Source organism: Streptomyces sp. NPDC001156 (genome assembly GCF_053598275.1).
The window spans coordinates 1-19,612 of the sequence record NZ_JBSFJX010000144.1; the positions used below are offsets into that span (position 1 = coordinate 1).

Below are 19,612 nucleotides of genomic sequence, written 5' to 3' on the forward strand. Positions count from 1 at the left end.
CCCCAGCAGGCCCAGACCTACACCCTCAACGTCCAGATCCAGATCATGGACAACGGACTTGCATCTCGTCGTCGCCGGTAAACGCAACGGTGTTGGGCTGATGCTGTCCACGGCCGCCTCCACCCCTGAACCCCTCATCGATTCAGCGTCTCGCCCCGCGCGGCCCCGTCCATCACTCGTACAGGTCACCGCAGTGGGCCGAGCGTAGGAGGCCGCTACGACCCGACACCGCGATTCCAGCGAACCGGACACACGCCAGATGATCACCTGCTACCGATCACACCCTCAACCGGCATGAGCACCCCACTCGCAGCCCACGCCAGACTTGTGACCAGCACCTTCAGGTTGGACGACGCTCACTGAGCGGTACGACGCCCTACTGCTTGGCAACCGCGCTGGTGAACCAAGTCAGGGCCTTGAGGGCGAGCGCCTCCTTGTCCTTCAGGTCGACATCGATGCCGAGCACGTCGAGCAAGTCCGCGATCTTGAACTTGCCGTCGAACGGTTTGTCGTCGTGGATCAGCTCAAACGCCGACAGCAGGTGGTTCATCCCGATTCGTAGCCACGTATACAGCACGAACATCACTGCGTCGCCAGGCCACTCGGGGTGCTCGCCATTGATGAGCTCACCGAAGTGTGGCGGAAGCTTGTCGGCGGCGACGCTAGTGACGAGCTGGCTGATACGGTCCTTCAGCCCCTCGTCCTCGGCGAGCTTCATGATGCGTCGGGAGATTTCCTCGGAGTCGCCCAATAGGTCGAGCAGCAACTGCCGGTAGGCCGTGTCGCCGTGGGAGATCTTTGAGAACGTCGCGCCACCTGGGGTCGTCGCCTTGCCGACGTCCTGCGACTCCAGTGCCTTACGCATGGAGTCGGACACCGAGCTCAAATCTCGGAACGGGAACAGCACGAAGCGCCACAACGCCCGCCAGATGCCGCCGTTGAGCGCCAGCTTCGCCACGTTGTGTGGCTCCCGGTTATAGATCCCGCTGCTGCCCTTGCGCACGGACTTCGGCGTGAGGCGGCGCTCGAGCATAATCGTCCCGGCCAGCTCGCCGAGCGCGTGGCCGAACTTCTCCGCGACCTCAGGGAGTAACGTCGCTTTGGGTAGGGCGGCCCAGCCCCGGGCGAGGAGGTCCTCGAGGTCGAGGTTCCTGAGCTGCTCCCAGTTCTCCACGCCCATCTCGCGGAGCAGCAGCACCAGGAAGTCCGCGACGCCAGCGACGTCGTGTGCGCCTTGCGAGAGCTTGTCCTTGATGACCTGGCGGAGCTTTTCGTCGTGCTTGTGCAGCACGTCGCTCGTGACCGGTGCGCCCTGCGCTTTCAGGTCCGCGATGTCGGCGCGCAGACCGTCGAGGTAGTTCACTATCTCGTCGCCGGTCTCTTTGATCATGTGCTGCAGCGTCTTGCGCTGGCGGTCGACCCAGGCGTCGAGGTCGTTTTGTTTCGATGTGACCAGGAAGTTGATGTATACGACGACGAATAGGATGACGAGGAAGCCGGTGCCGACGGACTCGCTGAGCTTGCTCAGCTGGTCGGCGATACGCTGTGCCTGCACGTTGCTGAGCACCTGGACCGTTTGCACGACGAGCGCCAGCTTGTCCAACGCCACGGAAACCTTGCGGTAGATCAGGTAGACCCGGTAGCCGCCCTTGGTCCAGACGTTGGCTGCGACCTCCGGTACCAGTTCGGCCGCGTGCTTGAGCCGCTCGTCCGCCTCGCTGAGGTAGTGCGTGATGGCCCCGCTGCTGAAGCCGTCGCAGAAGCCATGCAGGAACCGGAGGCTGATCTTGTATTCGAGGCTGTCACTCACCGGCAGCATGCTGACGATGCTGACGACCCCTTCGACGATTGCCGCGGCCAACAACGGTGCTGCCTTGCGCGCGGCTTCCTGGGTGATCTCCTTATTGGCGAACTGGACGCCGAGCTCACGCACGGTTTGGCGGGCCAGGTTGCCGAGTACGCCGCCCATACCGAGGACGCCGCCAGTCATGACGATCACGCCGCCCCAGGTGACGATCGCGATAAACGGCAGCAGGCCGGCGGTGTCCCGATAGAGTTGCTCGGCCAAGAGGCGGATCCGCAGGTCCTGGAACCAGTCGGCGAGTCTCATGCGTGTGACCACGCCGAAGTGCGGGAGCCACTCGTACACATCGCCGCTCGGCGCGATGCCGATGAGCTCGTGTGGCTTGCCCGCGAGGCCGAAGTCGGTACCGCGGAGGAAGACAAAGCGGTACGGGCTCTCTTTGCACCACTCAACGAGCTGCTGCAGTTGCGTCCTAACTGGACCTTGCGCGGTCGCGGCTGCGGCGCGCAGCGGCTTGAGGAACAACTCCTCACGGTCCAAGTCTGGTTTTTTTACCTGCCCCGTGAGGTCGACGTCTGGCTGCGGATGTTCCAGGTCGATGATGTAGGCCGCGTCGGCGAAGAAGGTGTCGACGAAGCTCTGAAACCAGTTCTCGTCGGCCCCGAGATCGACTCTGTCGCCGTGGTACCAGCGCACGTAGGCGCGGTAGTCGATCGTGAATCGCGTGGGTGGCCCGCCGGAGTAGTCGAGCTTCCCCCGCCGAACGGTCGGAACGTCGTGGCCGCCCTCGAGCACGTGGAACAGGACGGCGCGGACCGGGACGACGAGCGGTGTGTCCGTGACGCCTTGCGCTATATCTGCTGCGATCTGCGCCGCCGAGCGCGGGTCGAGTTTCCCGATGACGAGCAGCTGCCGCACGGTGAGCGCGTCAGAGGGCTTTCGCCGCGGCCGCCGGTCGTCGCGCAGCAGCCGGTAGAACGCGCGCCCGGCCGGCAGCTCGACCAGCAATACGTCGTCGCCCTTCTTCATCACGAACTCGGTGAAGCAGTCCTTCAGGTACTTGTCGCTCAGCAGCGTGGGCCGGAAGTCGCGCCGCTTCGGGCTGCGTGGCCTGTCCGCCTGCCACTTGTTGTAGTGGTCGCCGCCGTCCTCGGCGATGCGTCGGCGGTTCTCGTACGTTGCTGTGTTGTACAGCGTGTCGCGAAACTCACGTGGGTCCGTGCCGGCCGGGACGATGATGTCCTTCACGTTCATGTCGTAGGCGAGTCGCGGAGGGTCGTACGACAGCAGGGTTGGGTAGCGGAAGCCCGCTTGTACCGCCTCCGCGACGTCGTCCCACACCATGTCAACCCTGCGCAATACGGCGGAGACGTCGTAGTTCCGGACGCGGCCGAGCGTCTCGTCGTCGGCGTCGCGGCTGTCAAGCTCCGGCGCGACGGTGACGAGCGCGCCCTCGCGGTCGAGCCGCCCTCCGGGCTGAGCCTCGACGATGCGGTTCTGAGTGAACCGCCGTCCGTCGGGGAGCTGCACGACGTGGTTCGGGTTGTCGACCAGCAGCAGGTGTGAGACGCCGAGCCGCAGTTGCTGGAAGCGTCTGAACTCGTCCGGCTCGCCGTCCCACAGGTGGGGCAGTATCCGGTTGTCCAGCACGCGCTTCTGGTTACGCTGCAGCTCGTGGTAGGTGCCGGCGTAGAGCTCGAAGTCACCTGGCGGCGTTCCGCGGAGACCCTGGGTGCCCGGCAGCTCGTTGTCCTGCAGCCACAGAAGGAGCAGGCGCGCGAGCTCGGCTAGGTCCTTCCCGCGCTTATCGTCCTTGGAAGACACTTCACTTCAGCTCCGACAGCGGCGTGTTAACGGTGATGTCGGTGGCGCTGATGGGCGTGTACTCGTGCCACTCGGCGATGAGCTCGCCGCGCTCGGCCTTTTCGACGGCGTCCGGGTTCGGCGCGTGCCCGCCGACTGCCCCCGGGATGCCGGGGTAGTGGGTCGCTGCATAGTTCTGGATCTCCTGGGCGATCGTCAGGTAGGGATGGTGATTGTCCAGGGTGCCATTCGGGTCGGCGGTCTCGAAGAGCTTCGTGAAGCTCTCCTCGAAGCCCGGCCGCACGGTGAGCACGACGCGCGCCGCGCCGCCGCGAAGGAACTGCTGGTGCTGGCTGTCAGGGTGCTGCAGAAACAACTTGAGCGCATGGTTGCGCGGGCTGTCCCAGAAGTAGGGGTAGACGAAAAACAGGACGTTCTCCCACTCGATGGCCTCGTGCAGGAACTTGATGAACTCCCCGAAGCCCATCACCTCCGCCCACTGCTCAGGCGTCAGCCCGACGGGCTCGAGCCGGTCGAGGCCGCCCGGGTCACCGCCGTACAGGCTGAACACATCGCTCGGGCTGAGCGAGAATGTCGGCCCGAAGATCCACTTGAGGGTAGTCTTCATGACCTCCTCGCGTTCCATCCGGCGGAGCGTGAGCGGGTCCCAGTTCGCCAGGTCCTCGGCGATGCGGTCGCGACGCTCCTTGAGGTCCAGCTGCTGTTGTGTCCAGAGGTCCTCCGCGCCCTTGCGCATCGCGGCCCACGCCGTGTTCTGCCAGGCGCGCCAGGCCTCCTCGCCCTGCGCCACCTCGAGCGTCGCGTGCGCGTAGCCGGACTGCAGCCCGTTGCTGAACATGATGACGGTGAGGTGCCCCGATCGGCCGTTGAGCTGGTCGAGGGTGACGATGTAGGACCACACCTCCGGCCCATTGTGGCCGACGTCCGCGGCGCTGTCCTCCATCACGTCGAAGTGGCCGCCGGAGTAGAGCGTGAAGTAGGCTGCGAAGGACGCCTGCCGCACAACGTACCCCGCCGGCAGGTCGAACTCGAGCGGGTCGAACCGCGGGGGCGCGGCGTCACTTTCGTTGCGCTGCGGATACGTGAACTCCTGTGTGAGCAATAGGGTCTCGGGATCGGGCGGCGGGACGTCAGCGCCGTACTGTGCGGCGAGCGACGGCCACTTGTCGCGGGTGATGTCGGACGGCAGGAGCGTGAACGTGAAGCTCTGTCCCAGCTGGTGGTCGATGCGGCGCAGCTCGTCGACATTCGCGAGCAGGTCGATGCCCGGCGACGGGACGACGATGTCGTAGGTGAGCCGCAGGCCGTAGCGGTAGAGGTCAACCTGCCAATCGCGGATGAGTTGGTGGATGTCGACGCGCATGGGCTCGGTCGGGTTCGGGTTCGTGATCGTGCGGACCGACTGGTCCTCGACCCCCGCCTGCTGCTTGATGGTGAAGGTGGTCTTGTGCTCCTTGCGGGTGCGCGCCGCCGCCTTCCGCGTCACCGAGATGGAGTGGTTGCGGCTGTCCCGCTTGGCGGTCTCGTCGTCCGAGGTGGAGTTGTAGCCCACTGAAGCGCTCGCGGACCCGAACCCATAGCTCGCCGAGCCACTTGCCTCCATGGACAGCGCCGAGGAGTGGCGCGCCGTCGTGTCGGTGGCACTGACCAGTTCGGTGTTCTCGGTGACGTCCTCCTCGGCGCTCTGCTCGAACTCGTCGGTCACGACCTTCTCGAAGTCGACCTCACGGCTCGACCACTCCCGGTGGATGAGCGTTACCGACTCAGTCGGCGCCAAGCCGATGGAGTGCAGTAGCTCGCCGCGCATGACCCCGACTGGGGTCATGTCGATGCGCTCGAGGTGCAGCCGGCCGATCGGCTCCACCTTCATGCGCTCGTTGAACCCGTCGGTCAGCTGCTGCGTCCAGTCGCCGGTGTCGTCGAGCGTCGCGATGACAGCGGCGGTGAAGCGGTCCCAGTCGATGACGCTCGTATACGGCGAGACGTCCGCACGGCGCCCGACAAGGTCGCGGGCCGCGGCGACGAGCCCGTCAGCCCGGTTGGGGTCACGCACTCGCGCCCAGTCCAAGGCTGCGGAGAAGCTCGGCTTGAGATTCGCCGGTGTGAGTCGCGGGTCCTTGAGGGCCGACGGCAAGGCGGCTAACCGCTCAACGTCGTGCCGCGCCGCGGCCCTGCCTCCTGTAACGGTGAGGATCGGCGATGCCCCGATGCTCGAGCGCAGGTAGGCGGCGAAGTCCGCAGTCAGGCCGTCGGCCCGCTTGGCCAACTCGGCGCGGCGCCCCCGCCGGTACGCCGCAAGCGCGTTGCCAGCGACGACCAGGTCTTCCGCGGAGACATTGGCGACCTTATGCCACGTGGCGCGCGAGGCGGGCGCGGTGGCCTCGAGGATGACGCCGAGGACCTCGCCGACGCGCCCTGCACCGTCCCCGCCTGCCCCGATCGCCGCCACCTCGGGGGGCCGTGCCTGCAACGCCGATGCGAACGCGATCTTATCGAGCCCGCGTATGCGCTTGACGACGGCGCCGGACTTCTCATCGGCGGCGCTCGGCCGAACCGGCGCGTATGTGACCTTGTCCTGCCTGGAGGGCGGGGGCTACGAACGGAAGGATCTCGGAGGGCAACTCCTCGCATCACGGCGGCGGCTCGCCGGCGAATCCGCTGCACGAGCCGTCACTTGCCGCGGCGCGCCTCTCCGACGCTGGCTGCGGGCAGCGGGCAGCGGGAACAGCATGCAGCTGCTGGTGGCGTGGGCCAGCAGTCGGTCCCGCGCGTCGACCAGCCTGGCCTCGGACAGGGCAGTCTGACGGCCCCGGCTGACCACGGTGCCGATGGCCCGCACGCGGCCCGTGTCCACCTTGATCGGCTTGAGAAACTTCACCGCCAGGTCGATCGAGGTGTAGCCCATGCCGAGCGGAAGCGTCGAATGGACGGCGCAGCCGGCCGCCGAGTCGAGCAGCGTGGCGTAGACGCCGCCGTGAACGCTGCCGATCGGGTTGTAGTGCTCCTCGCCCGGTATCAGGGAGAAGACCACCCGGCCCTCGTCCACCTCGTCCAGCGAGATGCCCAAGGTGGCCCCGATGGGAGCCCTCGGGATGCGACCCGCCTGTATCTCCCGCAGGGAGTCCAGACCTGAGGCAAGGCCAACGCCCGACGCCGTGACCGCGGGGTTCTCCCACTCGTACGTCCGTGTCCGTCCCATGTCCTCGTACCTCTCTTCCAGCCCGTCCAGTTCCGCGCGGCGCGCGGCGATCCGTTCCAGTACCTCGGGGTCCACCATGCCCGGGGCGTAGGAGCCTCGCGGCTGGAACGGACCAGAATCCGCGAAGACCTCCCTGCCCGACGATCTACACGGCAGACTGCCGCGCGCGACCAGCACGAGCACCCGGGCACGCAACCACACCAGGCCCGTGACCTGCCACTTCACGATGCACACCACTCACTGCGGCCGTGAGCGGCGTCAGTTGTTGCTGAGCGATGCCACAGCAGTCCGGCTGGATCGGTCCGGGGGGCTGCGGGCCGGGGGACAGGAGCCGGCTGACTACACGGCCTTGGGGTGGTCGTCGAGCAGATCGGCGAGGTGTGCGCCGAATCGGTTCTCCAGGTCGCCTTCCTGCTGCATCCCGCGCTTGAACAGGGCGGCGACTCGCTGTTGGGTTTCGGGCCAGGCAAGGGTGCCGAGGAAGGCGTTGCGGCCGTCGAGGAGCCTGTCGACGGAGGGCAGGGAGACCTGGTTGACGAGGTTCTTTGCCGCCTCGATCGGGCGCCGGTCGAAGGAGGCGAGGCGTCGTACGAGGGTGTCGACGAAGCCGTCCAGTTCGCTGTCCGAGAGGGACCGGTTGATCCAGCCATAGCGTTCGGCAGTGTCGGCGTCGAAGTCGTCCGCGCCGAGGATGATTTCCAGCGCGCGGCCTCGGCCGGTGAGCAGGGGAAGACGCTCCGTGCCGCCGGCCCCGGGGATGACTCCCGCGCCGACCTCGGGCTGACCAAGGATGGTGTTCTCGCGGGAGGCGAAGCGCATGTCGCAGGCGAGGGCGAATTCGCTGCCCAGGCCGCGGACGCGGCCGCGGATCTTCGCGATGCTGACCACGGGGGACTTGGTGAGGCGGACGAGGGTGTCCGTAATGATGTTCATGCCGGAAGGACCACCGCTGTTGGTGTAGTTCCTTGACTTCCCGGTCATGTCGGTGTGGGCAAGGTAGAAGTCGGGGTTCGCGCTTTCGAAGACGACGACGCGGAGGTCCGGGCTGGCGTCCATTCGTGCGAGCAGGTCCTGCAGGGCCTCGAACACGGCCTGGTCGACCACGTTGAGGGGCGGGTTGTCGAACAGGACCCGCCAGTAGGCCGGCGTCTCCTCGCTGATGTGAACGGGGGCCGCCATGTCGTGCACGTCGCTCATATTGATCCTCCTGCCTTAATAGGAGTTCGCGCAGGTCACCGGCTTTGCACTCGGTGAGGTGCGATTTCCGGACCAGTCGACACTAACCTCCGTCATCCTGTCCAATATATGATGGAGTAATGGCCGATATGCTTAATGATATTTCGCTGACCGTACGCCTGTTGGAGCAGTTTCTGGTCGTGGCCGACGAGAAGCATTTCGGGCGCGCAGCGGAACGACTTGGCATGAGCCAGCCGCCGCTGAGCCAGTCGATACAGCGCCTGGAGCGCGGTCTGGGTGTGCGGCTGTTCGAGCGGGGCCCGGGAGGTGTTCGTCTGACTTCGGCAGGTGCGGCCTTCGTCCTGGACGCGCGGCGGCTCCTCGATGCGCAGGAGGCTGCCATCGAGCGGGTCAGACGTGTTGCGAGCGGCCTGGAAGGGGACATCCATGTGGGGTACGTGACCATCCTCAGCCACCTCTACGTGCCCAGACTGCTGCGGGCGGTGGCTGAGGAGATGCCCGGGCTGCGGGTGCACCTGCACCAGGACTCATCGGTCGCCATCGCCGAGAAGGTGCGCTCCGGCACGCTGGACCTGGGGTACCTGCGCGACGCCTCTACCCTGTCGGGCGATCTGGCCAGCGAGGTCTTCGCCGTCGAGCGCCTCACCGCGGCTCTGCCGCAGGATCACCCGCTGGCCGAGGCCGACCAAATCGGGCTGGAGGATCTGCGCGACCACGACTTCGTTCTTCCGAACGTGACGGCCCTTCCCGCCCTGGCCGAGCAGGTTCACCTCGCCTGCCGTCAAGCAGGGTTCACTCCCCGCAGACGTGCCGTTGCCGACGACCTCAGCGGCCTGCTCAGCTACGTCGCCTCCGGACTGTGCGTGAGTCTGCTGGCTGAAGGCCTGCAGGACTTCGGCGTCCCCGGGATCGCCTTTGTTCCGGTGCGAGGGTCATCTCCGTATCTGGAGACCACGGTGTTCGCCGTATACCGTCCCGATGCCGACGCGGCAGTCCTCCGCGTGCTGGAAGTGATCCGCGCACAGCGGCGTGACCCGCCGCGACCGTAACGTCCAGCTGCTCGGCGAAGGCAGTGCCCCCGCCCTCCAGGCAGCTACTCAGGTTGAACTCGTGGCGTCCGGCGGTCTGATCGCGTCGTCGTCCATGGTCAGACCGGTGGGTGGCAGACAGCCGTCGACCAGGTGGGGCCGGTACTGGATCTTCTTGAGCTTCCGCTTGATCACGCGGGTCAGGTGGGTGAGGTCGGCGGCGGCGAAGTCGGCCAGATGCCGCTTGAGCAGCGACCAGATCCCCTCGGCCGGGTTCAGCTCCGGCGCGTAGGACGGCATCTGGAAGATCCGTAACCAGTCCTTGTGCTCCTCGGCGAAGTCCGCCAACTCCTTCACCAGATGCACGTTCAGGTGTCCCAGCACCACACCACCGGGGTGCCGAGCTGCAGGTGGGTCATGACGATCAGGTCGCGATACTGTCGCCAGGAGAACGCCTTCGGCTCGCCCCGGCGCCCATGCCAGATGTGCAGCTTGAAGAAGAACCGGGAGCGGTGTCCGGCGCGGTAGCAGACCACGCCGGCGATGTTGACCCGTCCCCGGTTGCGGCCGCGCACCCGTACCACCGGGCGGGCTCCGCGCGGTGCCCAGGTGTGTCCCTTCGGCGGCCTCAGCCCCTGGCCTGCCTCGTCCTCGAAGCAGATGTGGGCGCCCAGGTCCGCCGCGGTCCTTTTACCCGCGGCCACACCTCGGCCTTCCACACCTCGATCGCCTCGTCGTCGCGTTCGACGGCCCGCCGCAGGGGCACCTGCGCGGACCAGCCGTGCCGCCGCAACAGCTTCCACACGCCCTGGATCGTGTACCCGAGGTGGAACATCCGCCCGATCAGCAGCTTGACCCGCTTCAGCGTCCACCCCTGGAACGCGTCGTCCCAGCTGTGCGCGAGCGGGCCCCGCACCAACTCCCGCTCCAGCCGCTCCCATTGTCCGGGGCTCAGCCGTTCCACCGAGGCTGGCCTCTTCGAGCGCAGGGCGTCCGTACCGCCCTCCTCCCACTCCCGCCGTCAACGTCGCACCGACCTCGACGTCACCCGAAGCTTGCTCGCGACGGCCTCGGTCTTCTCACCCCGAGCGAACCGCTCGGCCGCCTCAAGACGCACCCGCTGCCACTTTTCCTGCTCCATGGGCGTCAGCCCGCCCCCATGCGCGTACCGCATGACGACGTCGTACCGCAACGATCAAGAACCATCACGGGCCACCGGACTCCACGAGTTCAACCTGAGTACGAGGGTGCCCATACGGCGAAGGCGAAGACGGCTGCCCGCGGGACTCCCCGCCGGGCTGAGAGGTCAGTCCCGGACTCGTGAGATGTAGTGACTTGTTGCTGGCGTCGTCTTTGGGGTTCCCCTCGGTGTGGTGGTGGCCGTCCGGCATCGTCGAGGTCCTGGTCTCATAATTCCCCTCGCCGCCCTTCGCCTTGTGGCTGTCGTCCGACCAGAGGTCCCCGCGGTCACCTGCGCCGGAGCGGGCCGAGTCCGACCGTTGGCGTTCGTCTGTCTCGGGGGCCGTGGTCCCTCATCTCTCCCATCGGTATGGTCCTCCTTCCTCCTCCGGCAGCCGATCGTGGCCCGACTCGACGAGGAGTTCTCTGAGGGCACGGCGGTCCGTGGCTGGGTGCGCCCATGCCTCGGCCGCGCCAGCATCTGCTGCGCAAAGCACAGGCCCGTACAGCGAGCAACGTCTTTGATCTGCGCGGCGAGTGCGGGCTCCTGATCGTCCGCCGGATACTCGACGAGCTGGTGCGCGGCGTCCTGGCAGATGTCCCACACCGCGGACCGGCCGGTGTCCTCTGCACCTGGACCCGGGCCCGCGCCGACCAGGTCCGCGCCGCCCGCAACGCCGATGACCAGCGCACCGCCTCCTGAGGGCGTCTTCAGCCGATGAGTGCCGGCGTGGGCCGTACCGCGTACGACAGGCCGATGACGTTGCCGAGCCGGACGTGTCGGCCCGGCGGTCGTGTCGTCTCGGCGATCTACGGACCGCCTGGGCGCTCGCCTCCGCCGTCTCCGGTATCCGGAGCCGGCGGACGCGGCGCGGTCGTGCAGGTGTCAGCGGACGGTGGCCTGTGCGGCTTGCTCGATGAGGCGCGTGACGGCACTGGGATGTGAGACCGGGACGGCGTGGGAAGAGTTGATCTCGACGGTGTGCGCGTGGGCGCGCTTGGCCATGAAGCGCTGCTCGTCCGGTGCGATGGCCTTGTCCTGGGTGGTGATCAGGTCCCAGGAGGGGATGGTCTTCCAGGCGGCCTCGGTGGGCTTTTCGTCGAAGACGGATGCGGCCACCGGGCGCTGGGCGGCGGCCGCCAGGTCGGTGACCGACGTCGGCACGTCGGCGGCGATCACGTCGTGGAACTTGTCGGCCTTGACGTACAGGTCGGTGCCGGTTCCGCCGCCAGTCAGCGGGAAGGGCACGGCGTTGAGGGCGGAGCCGAGCTCGGTTGCGGGGAACTTGCTGTTCAGTTCCGCCACGGTCTCGCCCTTGTCCTGGGCGAAGGCGGCTATGTAGACCAGCGCCTTGACGTCCGGGTCGCCGGCGGCGGCCTGGCTGATCACGGAGCCGCCATAGGAGTGGCCGACCAGCACGACCGGGCCCTTGATGCTCTTGAGGAAGCTCTTGAGGTAGTCGGCGTCGCTCGTCAGCCCGCGCAGCGGGTTGGCCGGCGCCACCACCGGATAGCCGTCGTGCTGCAGGCGTTCGATGACGCCGTTCCAGCTGGAGCCGTCGACGAAGGCGCCGTGCACCAGCACCACCGTGGGCTTCGTCTCCAGGCGGTGCTCGGCCTTGGCGGCGTTGGCCGGAGCGGTGACGGTCAGGGTGAGCGCTGCCACCCCCGCGACAGCGCCCAGAGCGGCGGCGTGCTTGCGGGTCGGACGGAAGACAGCCTTGAGGCTCATGGTGACTCTCCTTCGAATACGGCCAGGCAGACCTGGCCGTGTGGCTTGGTGCGGTCAGACCGCGGTGGTGTTGAGGGTGACGGGGATGTTGCCGCGCATGGCCTTGGAGTAGGGGCAGGTGTGGCGGGCGGCGTTGCCGAGCTCGGTGGTGGTTTCCTGGTCGATGCCGCCGAGTTCGAGGTTGAGGATGGCGGCGAGACCGAAGCCGCCGTGGTCGCTTTGAGCGAGGGTGATCGCGGTGGTGATGGCGGTGCTGGTCAGCTTGGCCTTGCGCTCGGCGGCGACAAGGCGGACGGAGCCGAGGGAGCAGGAGCCCCAGCCGGCGGCGCAAAGCTGCCCGGGGTTGGTGGCGTCTCCGGCCCCGCCCATTTCCTTCGGAAGGGCCGGAGCCGTCTGCGGGCGGTCGTCATCGGAGCGGACGCGGCCGCCTTACGGCCCTCGCCGGTCACGTGCACGACGGCGGTGCATGTGGCTGCCGTAACGTTTCTCATTTCGTGGGCCGAACCTTCTCGAGGGGACTCTTCTTGCGCCCCCTGTTCATGAGGTGACGCAGAGAGGTCGCGGAGATGGGTTGGATCGTCGCCTTACGCCCCCGTGACCTCTCCGCCGCTCCCCGTGGCATGCCCTCCGCGCGGGCGCGAGGCGGGCATGCCAGGCCCAGCGCGGCTCCCCCGGGTGGGGCTACTTGGCCTTCAGGGGTTGTCGGTAGGACTTGCGTAGGGATGAGGCGATGAGGGGGAGCAGCGGGACAAGCATCTTGCCTTTGAGCGTGCTGGCGTGACGGGTGAGTTCGATGTCGATCCGCGTGCCGTCGCCCTCGGGGGACAGCCGGAAGACCCACCCGCCACCAGGTCCGAAGGCCTTCGACTCGTGCGTGGTGATGATGACCGTTCCCTGTGCGGCGTCCCACTCGTAGCGGGCCCTTTCCCATGCGGAGCTGGTGCCTTCGGTCACTTCGGCCCAGGTGTCGCTGATCGCGTGGACCGTGAGGTGCTCGGCGTCGATCGTGGGCCAGTTCCGGGCACGCGCGGGACCGAAGTCGGTCAGCACCGCCAGCGCCTCTGGCGGGCTGAGCGAGGAGATGAGATGAAAACGCGCGACGGCCATGTGGCGTCCCCCATATAGAAAGTAACCGCTCTGAACGGTGATGACTGTCGCATGGATCGAAGTAACCCGTCAAGCCGGTTACCCATGCTTGAAATCCGGCCGGTCACCGGTCAGACTGGTTACATGAACCATGCTTTTCCGTGCGGAACACTCGCCCTGGACTTCCTGGGCACGCTGCGCGCTCGACGCAATCCGGTACCGGCGGAGAAGCTCGGCTCCCCCGAACTTCTCGACTCCTGGTTCGTCGAGTCCCAGATGCTCGACACGACGCCGGGCTCCAACGCGTCGGACCTCGAAACGGCCCTGGAACTCCGGGAATCGATCTACTCACTGGTCGAAGCACGACTCGCGGGCGCGCAGCTCCCAGCTGCGGCAGTCGCCGTCGTGAACGGGCACGCGGCACAACCGCCCGTGGTGATGCAACTCGTGCCCGGCGGCACGAGCCGATCCGGATCGGCGTCACAGGGCCTCGCGGCCATTGCTCGCCAGGCCGTCGAGATCATCGGCGGCGAGGACTCGGCGCTGCTACGCGAATGCGGACGCCCCGAATGCACCCAGGTCTACCTCGACCGCTCCCGAGGCCACCGACGGGAATGGTGCGCCATGAGAACCTGCGGAAACCGTGTCAAAGCAGCCGCCTTCCGGGCACGCCAGCGCAGCTCGAGCAACTAGGGCGTGTATCGAGTCGTGATCAACAGGTGGTCCGGGTGAGGTCTTTGATCCAGATCATCGAGGCGCGCAGGTGGAGGCCGGCGAGGGCGGGCCACGGTGCGCAGGGTGGTGTTGGAGAGGGTCTTTTGTGAGATCTCGTGGTCGCCGATGCGGAGGGCTTTGGTAGGTCGGCGACTCCGCCCAGGCCATCTACCACTGGCGCGACGCCAAGGACGTCATGACCGGCTTCGACGACACCCACCTGGCGCTGTCGCAGTCCGTCCGCTTCGCCCCCCACCTCGCCCGCGAGGCGAACCGCTGGCTGCACATCGCAGGGGCCCCCGTCCGCCTCACCGGCACACCATCCGTGCCCACCGAACTCGGCGCCGTGACCCGCCCCGACGCAGTCCTGTGCCGCACCAACGCCAGTGCCATAGCCCAAGTCATGACCCTGATGGCGGACGGACAGCGGGTCGCCCTCGCTGGGGGAGGGGAGGGACTGCGCGCCCTCGCCCTGGCCGCCCGCGACCTGAAGGAAGGCCGCCGCACCACCCACCCCGAACTCCTCCTCTTCCCGACCTGGGGAGAGCCCCAGGACTACGCCGCCCACGATCCGGCCGGCCGTGACCTGCAATGCTTGCTCGACCTTGTCGACAAACACGGCTCCGACGCCATCCTCAACGCCGTAAGCGCGCTTGCCCTCGAGCAGTACGCCGAGGTGACCGTCTCCACCGCCCACAAGGCCAAGGGACGCGAATGGGACTGCGGGAGAATCGCTGACGACTTCACCCCGCCGAGGGACAGCGATCAAAAGGACGCCAACGGACGCGCCATTCCCGGGCCCCTAGACGACAGCGAGGCCCGCCTCGCCTACGTAGCCGTCACCTGCACACGCCAGCGCCTGGGCATGGCCATGACGGCCTGTCGTGGATTGACCACCACCCGGACGGAAACGCCGCAGCTGGCAACGGTCCCCGCATGCCTGGCCCTATCAGGGCTGAGAGGCTCCGGGCCTCAAAATGAGCGCGGAAGGTCTTCAAGCCGGGCACGGTCCCCCAGCACGGCAACTGCCGGACCAGCTGAGCGCGGTCGGGCCGGGCTGGCATCCCCTGCTCCTGCGACTGCATGAACAACTCCTCGCCCTTGACCCGGGCTATCAGGTGGACGACCTGAGGGAGAAACTCGGCGCCGCTCGTATCCGGATCACCGGTACCACGGTCCCTGCGCGCGCCGAGACGCGAGCCCTTGTCACCGCAGCCGAAGAACAATCCGCGACGGTCTGCGAGTTCTGCGGAGCATCTGGACATCGCAGAACGCGCAGCGACGCCCCGGCCGGCTGGATCAAAGCGGTATGCGACAGCTGCCACGGTGCCTGGTCCCACCACGCAATCACGATCATCAACGGCTCCGTGCACAGCCGGGAAACCGGGCAGAGCTAACGACCGCGCCGTTGTTGAGGAAGCAAGAGAGAGCAGGGTCCAAGCGGACCGGCTGGCTGGACGTCACACGTGCGACGCGGCCGCCGTCCCGCCGCCAGAAGCTCAACAACCAATGGAGTGATGTCGTGCAGCGTGCGGAACAGCCAGCCGACTCGCCCATCCCGCCCTGGGCCCTGGAGGCGTCTGTTGTGCGCGACGGCGCACTGCTGTATGCCGTTGTGCGTCTCCATGCTGTGCCCTGTGCGGTAGACCGGCAGCCCGGTGGGGGAGTCGATGCCGGTGCCCATGGAGCGGCAGCCTCGCCCTGTGGGGACGGGGATCCGCCAGGCGTTCCACCGCCGGTACCTGGCCTGCATTGTCATAGGGCAAGCAGTTGAACCGACGGCCGGGAGACAAGCTGATGGACATGGGATCCCCTCCGGATCCCTCGTCGCTCGGCACCCGGTTGATTCGGAATTTCCGGATCGCAGATCACGGACATGGCCTGCGGTCGCCTGGTTGGCGGAATCGCGGCATGTCACAAGGAGATGACTATGAACAGGTGGATCAGGCGCGTCTCGATCGCTCTCGCTTCTGCGGCGATGGCGGGCGGAGCCCTTCTCGGTGCCGGCGGCTCGGCGTCAGCGGCGACGGCTTCGGCGTCCGTAGAGCGCGCGCAGTCCTCGATCGCCGCCTTCGGGACCGACGGCGGACGTGACGGCTACCGCGACGACGGGTACGGAAGCGGTCACCACGGGGAACGGGGCGACGGCCGGGGACACCGTGGCTGGTACACGGACGACGACCGTCGACGTCACCACCATGGCCGGCACCACCACCGCAGGTGGGAAGAGTGGTGGGACGGTCGCCACCTGTACGTCTGGGATGGGGACCGGTGGGTCGAGGTGACGTGGCGGCCCGACGTCGATGTCGACCGCTGGTACCTGGATCAGTTCGTGTGGTACGTGAACCACCGCTGATGCCGCCCAGACCACGCGGTCGGCTGGACGAGTCGCAAGGACGCGGCCTGAGGGTTGCGTGCCGTTGGATGGCCGCTGGCCGGGCCGGAGTCAGGCCCGGGCTGATGAGATCGCTTCCCGGCCGAACCGGGTACACGCGGAGGCCGCGTGCGCTGTTTTCGTCTCCGATCCTTCCGGCTGCGCTGCCATGCCGCCATGTCTCATGCCGCGAAGCGCACGGGGAGCGATCGGAGTGCCCGGCGAGCGGGGAGAGGTGAGTGAGGCACAGGTGAGATCGGAACGAACCGTGGCGTACGAGCTGCCCGTGCGGCTTCTCGTGTCACACGTGTCGGTGTCGATGCGTGTAGCACTGCGGTACGAGGCGGATGATCCCTATGCTGTCCGTGCCGCCTTCTATTCCCTGGGCCGGGGTGGGACGGTTGAGTGGTTCCTCAGCCGTGACATGCTGGCTCGGGCCCTGCGCGGACACATCGGGCAAGCAGATGTGCGGATGTGGCCGACGGGCGGCGCGGGACGCGATGCGCTGTGCATCGCTCTTCGTTCGCCTGCGGGATCGGCCCTGCTCGAACTCCCCGCGCGGGGCGTGGAATCCTTCCTGCGCGAAACGCGGTCCGTGGTGCCGCCAGGGGCCGAGTCCAGCCGGTTCGACCTGGACGCCGAGCTGGCACAGTTGCTGGCGGGGAGCTGAACGCCTGCCCTGGATGGTGGCGCCCCGTTGGGTGTGAGGTTGCGGTTGCCGACCGCGGCCTCGGGCTTGCTGTATGTCCTATTGCCCGGTGACCTCGCCTGCCGTGGCGGGTCATGCCTTCTCGGGGCACTCGAGAGTGGTGGGGGTTCGCTCGACCTGCTGGGGGCAGCGGATGCTCGGGCAGCTCGTGGACGTACTCGGCGTGGAAGGCGTCGAGCACAGGTGAAGGTGGCGGCGCCAGGCGGTGGGGGCGACGGTGCGTGTGGTCTGGATGATCCCGGCCTGAGACCAGATCACGAAGACGATGTCTTCCGGGGTGATGTCGTCGCGGAGGAGACCCTGCTCCTGGGCGTTGCGGAAGATCTGAGCACCCAGTTCTTTCGTGCGCTCGAACATTTTCCTGCCGAGGGCGTGGACAGGCAGCCGCACTGTGCCAAGTCGTTGAAGACGCGGTCACAGGCCTGCAGCTCACAGAGCCTTTCCTCAAACCCCTCCCAGGCGTCGTCCATGGCTGCGGCCTCTCGGCGGCGCCGAGAGGAACTTCGCGGTGAAGAGCTCTTCGACCAAGTCGAGCCGGTTGGGGAAGTGGCGGTAGAGCGTTCCGATCGCGACTGCGGCCTTGCGGGCGACGCCCTCCAGAGAAGCGTTCAGGCCCTGTTCGGCGAAGGCTATTCGGGCGGCGGCCATGATGTATCCAGGAATGCGATCCACCGACTCACCCCCCGGTTCGAGTGACAGCTACGTGACCTCGGCCGCCGGCATGGCGGGAGTCCGCAACAACGCCGCCTACGCGGCTGCCAAAGCAGCCCAGATCTCACTGATCCGTGGGGCCGCCGCGGAATTCGAAATCGAGGTCTGCTCCGCTGTCCCCTACTCCATGAAGCAATCCTTCTTTGTTTCCCAGAATAAGTAACTGGACCTTTCGTTTTGCTCGATGCACCGTAAATCGTGTGAACGCAAGCACCGGCACCCGCAGCGCCCGTGAAGGGGGCGTTTTTTAACCTGCCGTCGCAGGGTCCGAACGCCCGAACGGCTTGGCCCGTGCGACCGGGTACCCCCAACCCGTCAACAGGCGACGACAGTTGGGGGCATTCGATGAGCAAACAAGCAGCAGTTGGCAGACGCACGGCATTTGAGTAGATCACGCAGCAGTCCCACGGGACCGCAGCGCGGACTGCCATAAATTCCCGACACGGAACACGAGTAGGAAAATGAGCGACCACACAAAAATCATCGTTCTGGGAGCAGTCGCCCTCTTTCTTGGAGGCGGATTCATCGTGATCCTTCAACACGGCTACAGGGCCTGAGAAGCCATCCGCTTACCGCTCCGGCAAGGGCAACGAAATGCGTCATGTCAGCGTCCGCACCTGCGAGGAGTCCCGCCAGCTTTACGATCGGAAGCGCGCCGAGGGCAAGCGCCGGCGAAGCGGTGCCCCTCCTGAATCCGCTGTGGTCCCAGGTCTCGTAGTTGCCCGGCTGTCAGCGGCGGTGCGGGACGAACGCCACGCGCACGCCGGCCTCGCGGGCGGAGCCGACCACGGAACGCAGGTTGGCCAGCAGGCCGACCTCCTTTCCTACGGGCTCCAGCCGCGGCCAGGTCTTGCAGCCCTCGGAGAGGAGGTCGTTGCAGGGGTCGACCAGTAGAACGGTTGTGTGGCTGGCGTCGTAAGCGTCGATCGCAGCGTCTTCTTGAATCTGGATGCTAGGTAACCTCCAGATTGAGATTATCGCCGTCATCCTCAATGTCAAATCGGCGACACGGCGTCTCAAGGCGCGCGGGCTATCGGTTCAGGGCGGCCACGAATCGGCGCAGGCCGGCTCTGCAAGGGTTTCCCCGACGGGCTGTTGCAGCGACGTGGTCGGCGCCGACCTGGTAATGCGCCCTCCGGGTTCGAGGGCGTGCCGCGCAGTACGTTCCGGACACCCCGACAGCTGAATAGCGAACAGATACTCAGGTGTATAATCCAGTCATGCCGTGCAGCCGCGTGGGCACGCGCATGGATTCGGCAGCGATGTATGAGGTGGGCAGTGCCATCGACGAAGAAGGTGTCCGGTCCCATGGACGACGCGCCAGCCTGCTCCATCGAGCGCAGCCTGCAGGTGCTCGGCGAGCGCTGGGTTTTCCTGGTGCTGCGCGAGATATTCGGGGGCAAGCACAAGTTCGCCGAAATTCAGTCGTCCCTCGGTATCGCGCCGAACCTGCTCAGTGACAGGCTCAAACTTCTTATCGAGGCCGGCGTGTTGCGCACGCGGACATACCAGGAGCCGGGCAGCCGGCATCGCCAGAGCTACCACCTCACTCCGGCCGGGTGTGAGCTGCGACTCGTGTTGGCGGCCCTCCAGCAGTGGGGTGACCGCCACCGCCCTCGCCCGTCGGGGCCCTCCGCTCTGCGGCGCTCCCGTTCCACCGGTCAGGCCGTCCATGTTGGGTTCCTCGACGACGACGGCCGTGAGTTGCCCGCCGAAGACCTGACGTACGTGATGAATACGGGGCCCGAGGCCTGATGGCCTACTGCTTCAAAACCGCTTCACCGCTCCACATCGATGAAGGCGCAGGGCCTCCGCCCTCGGGGGCTCGCAGGAGTCGGCCAGCCGCTCGAACAGGTCCCGGATCGTCTAGGCCTCCGACCGCTCGCCGATCAGCCGGGACCCGCTCCGTCGCCGCGGCCAGTTCCCGCCCCGCCATCGACGGGGATGATCAAGGCGGCGTTGGGTGGTCAGTGCCACGGCCACGGCCATGAGTTCGGTGTACTTGGGAGTGATGGCCTTGTTGCTGCCGCGCAGGACCTGCGTGTCCCAGGCCAT

Annotated in this window: 16 protein-coding genes and 4 pseudogenes; 8 read left to right on the forward strand and 12 right to left on the reverse strand. The window is 66.9% G+C overall.

Annotated features, from left to right (window positions below):
• Window positions 1-376: 376 nt before the first annotated feature.
• The 4 genes and pseudogenes from ACWDA7_RS38010 to ACWDA7_RS38025 all read right to left on the reverse strand — a co-directional run bounded on the left by ACWDA7_RS38010 (window position 377) and on the right by ACWDA7_RS38025 (window position 8,024).
• Window positions 377-3,628, reverse strand: coding sequence for a hypothetical protein (locus ACWDA7_RS38010; protein WP_450610681.1), 3,252 nt, complete (start codon window positions 3,626-3,628; stop codon window positions 377-379).
• 1 nt (window position 3,629) lies between these two features.
• Window positions 3,630-6,098, reverse strand: coding sequence for a hypothetical protein (locus ACWDA7_RS38015; RefSeq protein WP_450610683.1), 2,469 nt, complete (start codon window positions 6,096-6,098; stop codon window positions 3,630-3,632).
• A gap of 237 nt (window positions 6,099-6,335) precedes the next feature.
• Window positions 6,336-6,827, reverse strand: a pseudogene (locus ACWDA7_RS38020) (PaaI family thioesterase); the annotation flags it as partial.
• A gap of 339 nt (window positions 6,828-7,166) precedes the next feature.
• Window positions 7,167-8,024 carry an enoyl-CoA hydratase/isomerase family protein gene (locus tag ACWDA7_RS38025; RefSeq protein WP_450610685.1) on the reverse strand — a complete coding sequence of 286 codons (858 nt, stop codon included), beginning with the start codon at window positions 8,022-8,024 and terminating at the stop codon, window positions 7,167-7,169.
• Window positions 8,025-8,143: 119 nt separating this feature from the next.
• On the opposite strand from ACWDA7_RS38025, the gene ACWDA7_RS38030 reads away from it, so the two are divergent.
• Window positions 8,144-9,073: a LysR substrate-binding domain-containing protein gene (locus ACWDA7_RS38030; RefSeq protein WP_450610686.1), complete on the forward strand. Its 930-nt coding sequence runs from the start codon at window positions 8,144-8,146 to the stop codon at window positions 9,071-9,073.
• Window positions 9,074-9,121: 48 nt separating this feature from the next.
• Here the strand turns inward: ACWDA7_RS38030 and ACWDA7_RS38035 are convergent.
• A pseudogene (locus tag ACWDA7_RS38035) lies at window positions 9,122-10,226 on the reverse strand (IS630 family transposase).
• Window positions 10,227-10,691: 465 nt separating this feature from the next.
• Here ACWDA7_RS38035 and ACWDA7_RS38040 point away from each other — a divergent pair.
• Window positions 10,692-10,934 (forward strand): hypothetical protein, encoded by a 243-nt coding sequence (locus tag ACWDA7_RS38040; protein WP_450610688.1) that lies wholly within the window; start codon window positions 10,692-10,694, stop codon window positions 10,932-10,934.
• 183 nt (window positions 10,935-11,117) lie between these two features.
• On the opposite strand, the gene ACWDA7_RS38045 is transcribed toward ACWDA7_RS38040, so the two are convergent.
• From ACWDA7_RS38045 to ACWDA7_RS38055, 3 genes are all read right to left on the reverse strand, one after another.
• Complete coding sequence (locus ACWDA7_RS38045) at window positions 11,118-11,963, reverse strand: alpha/beta fold hydrolase (protein WP_450610690.1); 846 nt, start codon at window positions 11,961-11,963, stop codon at window positions 11,118-11,120.
• Window positions 11,964-12,017: 54 nt separating this feature from the next.
• On the reverse strand, window positions 12,018-12,332 hold the full coding sequence (locus tag ACWDA7_RS38050; RefSeq protein WP_450610692.1) for an Ohr family peroxiredoxin: 315 nt from the start codon (window positions 12,330-12,332) through the stop codon (window positions 12,018-12,020).
• Between the two features lie 312 nt (window positions 12,333-12,644).
• On the reverse strand, window positions 12,645-13,070 hold the full coding sequence (locus ACWDA7_RS38055) for a hypothetical protein (protein WP_450610694.1): 426 nt from the start codon (window positions 13,068-13,070) through the stop codon (window positions 12,645-12,647).
• A 123-nt stretch (window positions 13,071-13,193) separates the two neighbouring features.
• On the opposite strand from ACWDA7_RS38055, the gene ACWDA7_RS38060 reads away from it, so the two are divergent.
• The 5 genes and pseudogenes from ACWDA7_RS38060 (at window position 13,194) to ACWDA7_RS38080 (ending at window position 16,807) form a co-directional block, all read left to right on the forward strand.
• Window positions 13,194-13,742 carry a CGNR zinc finger domain-containing protein gene (locus ACWDA7_RS38060; protein WP_450610696.1) on the forward strand — a complete coding sequence of 183 codons (549 nt, stop codon included), beginning with the start codon at window positions 13,194-13,196 and terminating at the stop codon, window positions 13,740-13,742.
• A gap of 166 nt (window positions 13,743-13,908) precedes the next feature.
• Window positions 13,909-14,744 (forward strand): annotated as a pseudogene (locus tag ACWDA7_RS38065) (DNA helicase); the annotation flags it as partial.
• A complete protein-coding gene (locus tag ACWDA7_RS38070; protein ID WP_450610697.1) occupies window positions 14,741-15,160 on the forward strand; it encodes a hypothetical protein in 420 nt (139 codons plus the stop codon). The pseudogene ACWDA7_RS38065 and the gene ACWDA7_RS38070, both read left to right, overlap by 4 nt.
• A 533-nt stretch (window positions 15,161-15,693) precedes the next feature.
• On the forward strand, window positions 15,694-16,119 hold the full coding sequence (locus ACWDA7_RS38075) for a hypothetical protein (RefSeq protein ID WP_450610699.1): 426 nt from the start codon (window positions 15,694-15,696) through the stop codon (window positions 16,117-16,119).
• A gap of 286 nt (window positions 16,120-16,405) precedes the next feature.
• The gene (locus ACWDA7_RS38080) at window positions 16,406-16,807 is read left to right on the forward strand and encodes an SsgA family sporulation/cell division regulator (RefSeq protein WP_450610701.1); all 402 of its coding nucleotides are present in this window, start codon (window positions 16,406-16,408) and stop codon (window positions 16,805-16,807) included.
• A 111-nt stretch (window positions 16,808-16,918) separates the two neighbouring features.
• Here ACWDA7_RS38080 and ACWDA7_RS38085 read toward each other — a convergent pair whose 3' ends face one another.
• The 3 genes from ACWDA7_RS38085 to ACWDA7_RS38095 form a co-directional block, all read right to left on the reverse strand.
• The gene (locus tag ACWDA7_RS38085) at window positions 16,919-17,203 is read right to left on the reverse strand and encodes a hypothetical protein (protein WP_450610703.1); all 285 of its coding nucleotides are present in this window, start codon (window positions 17,201-17,203) and stop codon (window positions 16,919-16,921) included.
• Window positions 17,204-17,290: 87 nt separating this feature from the next.
• Window positions 17,291-17,518, reverse strand: coding sequence for a helix-turn-helix domain-containing protein (locus ACWDA7_RS38090; RefSeq protein WP_450610705.1), 228 nt, complete (start codon window positions 17,516-17,518; stop codon window positions 17,291-17,293).
• Window positions 17,519-18,286: 768 nt separating this feature from the next.
• Window positions 18,287-18,544, reverse strand: a complete 258-nt coding sequence (locus tag ACWDA7_RS38095) for a hypothetical protein (protein WP_450610707.1) — start codon at window positions 18,542-18,544, stop codon at window positions 18,287-18,289.
• A gap of 321 nt (window positions 18,545-18,865) precedes the next feature.
• Between ACWDA7_RS38095 and ACWDA7_RS38100 the strand changes: the two genes are divergently transcribed.
• Entirely contained in the window at window positions 18,866-19,312 is a 447-nt protein-coding gene (locus tag ACWDA7_RS38100; RefSeq protein WP_450610709.1) for a winged helix-turn-helix transcriptional regulator, read from the forward strand.
• Between the two features lie 111 nt (window positions 19,313-19,423).
• Here the strand turns inward: ACWDA7_RS38100 and ACWDA7_RS38105 are convergent.
• Window positions 19,424-19,612 (reverse strand): annotated as a pseudogene (locus ACWDA7_RS38105) (hypothetical protein); the annotation flags it as partial.

Excerpts from the sequence above, each read along its gene's own strand:
- ACWDA7_RS38025 (WP_450610685.1), bottom strand. The coding sequence starts at position 8,024 with ATGAGCGACGTGCACGACATGGCGGCCCCCGTTCACATCAGCGAGGAG.
- ACWDA7_RS38030 (WP_450610686.1), top strand. The coding sequence starts at position 8,144 with ATGGCCGATATGCTTAATGATATTTCGCTGACCGTACGCCTGTTGGAG.
- ACWDA7_RS38040 (WP_450610688.1), top strand. The coding sequence starts at position 10,692 with ATGCCTCGGCCGCGCCAGCATCTGCTGCGCAAAGCACAGGCCCGTACA.
- ACWDA7_RS38045 (WP_450610690.1), bottom strand. The coding sequence starts at position 11,963 with ATGAGCCTCAAGGCTGTCTTCCGTCCGACCCGCAAGCACGCCGCCGCT.
- ACWDA7_RS38050 (WP_450610692.1), bottom strand. The coding sequence starts at position 12,332 with ATGGGCGGGGCCGGAGACGCCACCAACCCCGGGCAGCTTTGCGCCGCC.
- ACWDA7_RS38055 (WP_450610694.1), bottom strand. The coding sequence starts at position 13,070 with ATGGCCGTCGCGCGTTTTCATCTCATCTCCTCGCTCAGCCCGCCAGAG.
- ACWDA7_RS38060 (WP_450610696.1), top strand. The coding sequence starts at position 13,194 with ATGAACCATGCTTTTCCGTGCGGAACACTCGCCCTGGACTTCCTGGGC.
- ACWDA7_RS38070 (WP_450610697.1), top strand. The coding sequence starts at position 14,741 with ATGAGCGCGGAAGGTCTTCAAGCCGGGCACGGTCCCCCAGCACGGCAA.
- ACWDA7_RS38075 (WP_450610699.1), top strand. The coding sequence starts at position 15,694 with ATGAACAGGTGGATCAGGCGCGTCTCGATCGCTCTCGCTTCTGCGGCG.
- ACWDA7_RS38085 (WP_450610703.1), bottom strand. The coding sequence starts at position 17,203 with ATGTTCGAGCGCACGAAAGAACTGGGTGCTCAGATCTTCCGCAACGCC.
- ACWDA7_RS38095 (WP_450610707.1), bottom strand. The coding sequence starts at position 18,544 with ATGACGGCGATAATCTCAATCTGGAGGTTACCTAGCATCCAGATTCAA.
- ACWDA7_RS38100 (WP_450610709.1), top strand. The coding sequence starts at position 18,866 with ATGGACGACGCGCCAGCCTGCTCCATCGAGCGCAGCCTGCAGGTGCTC.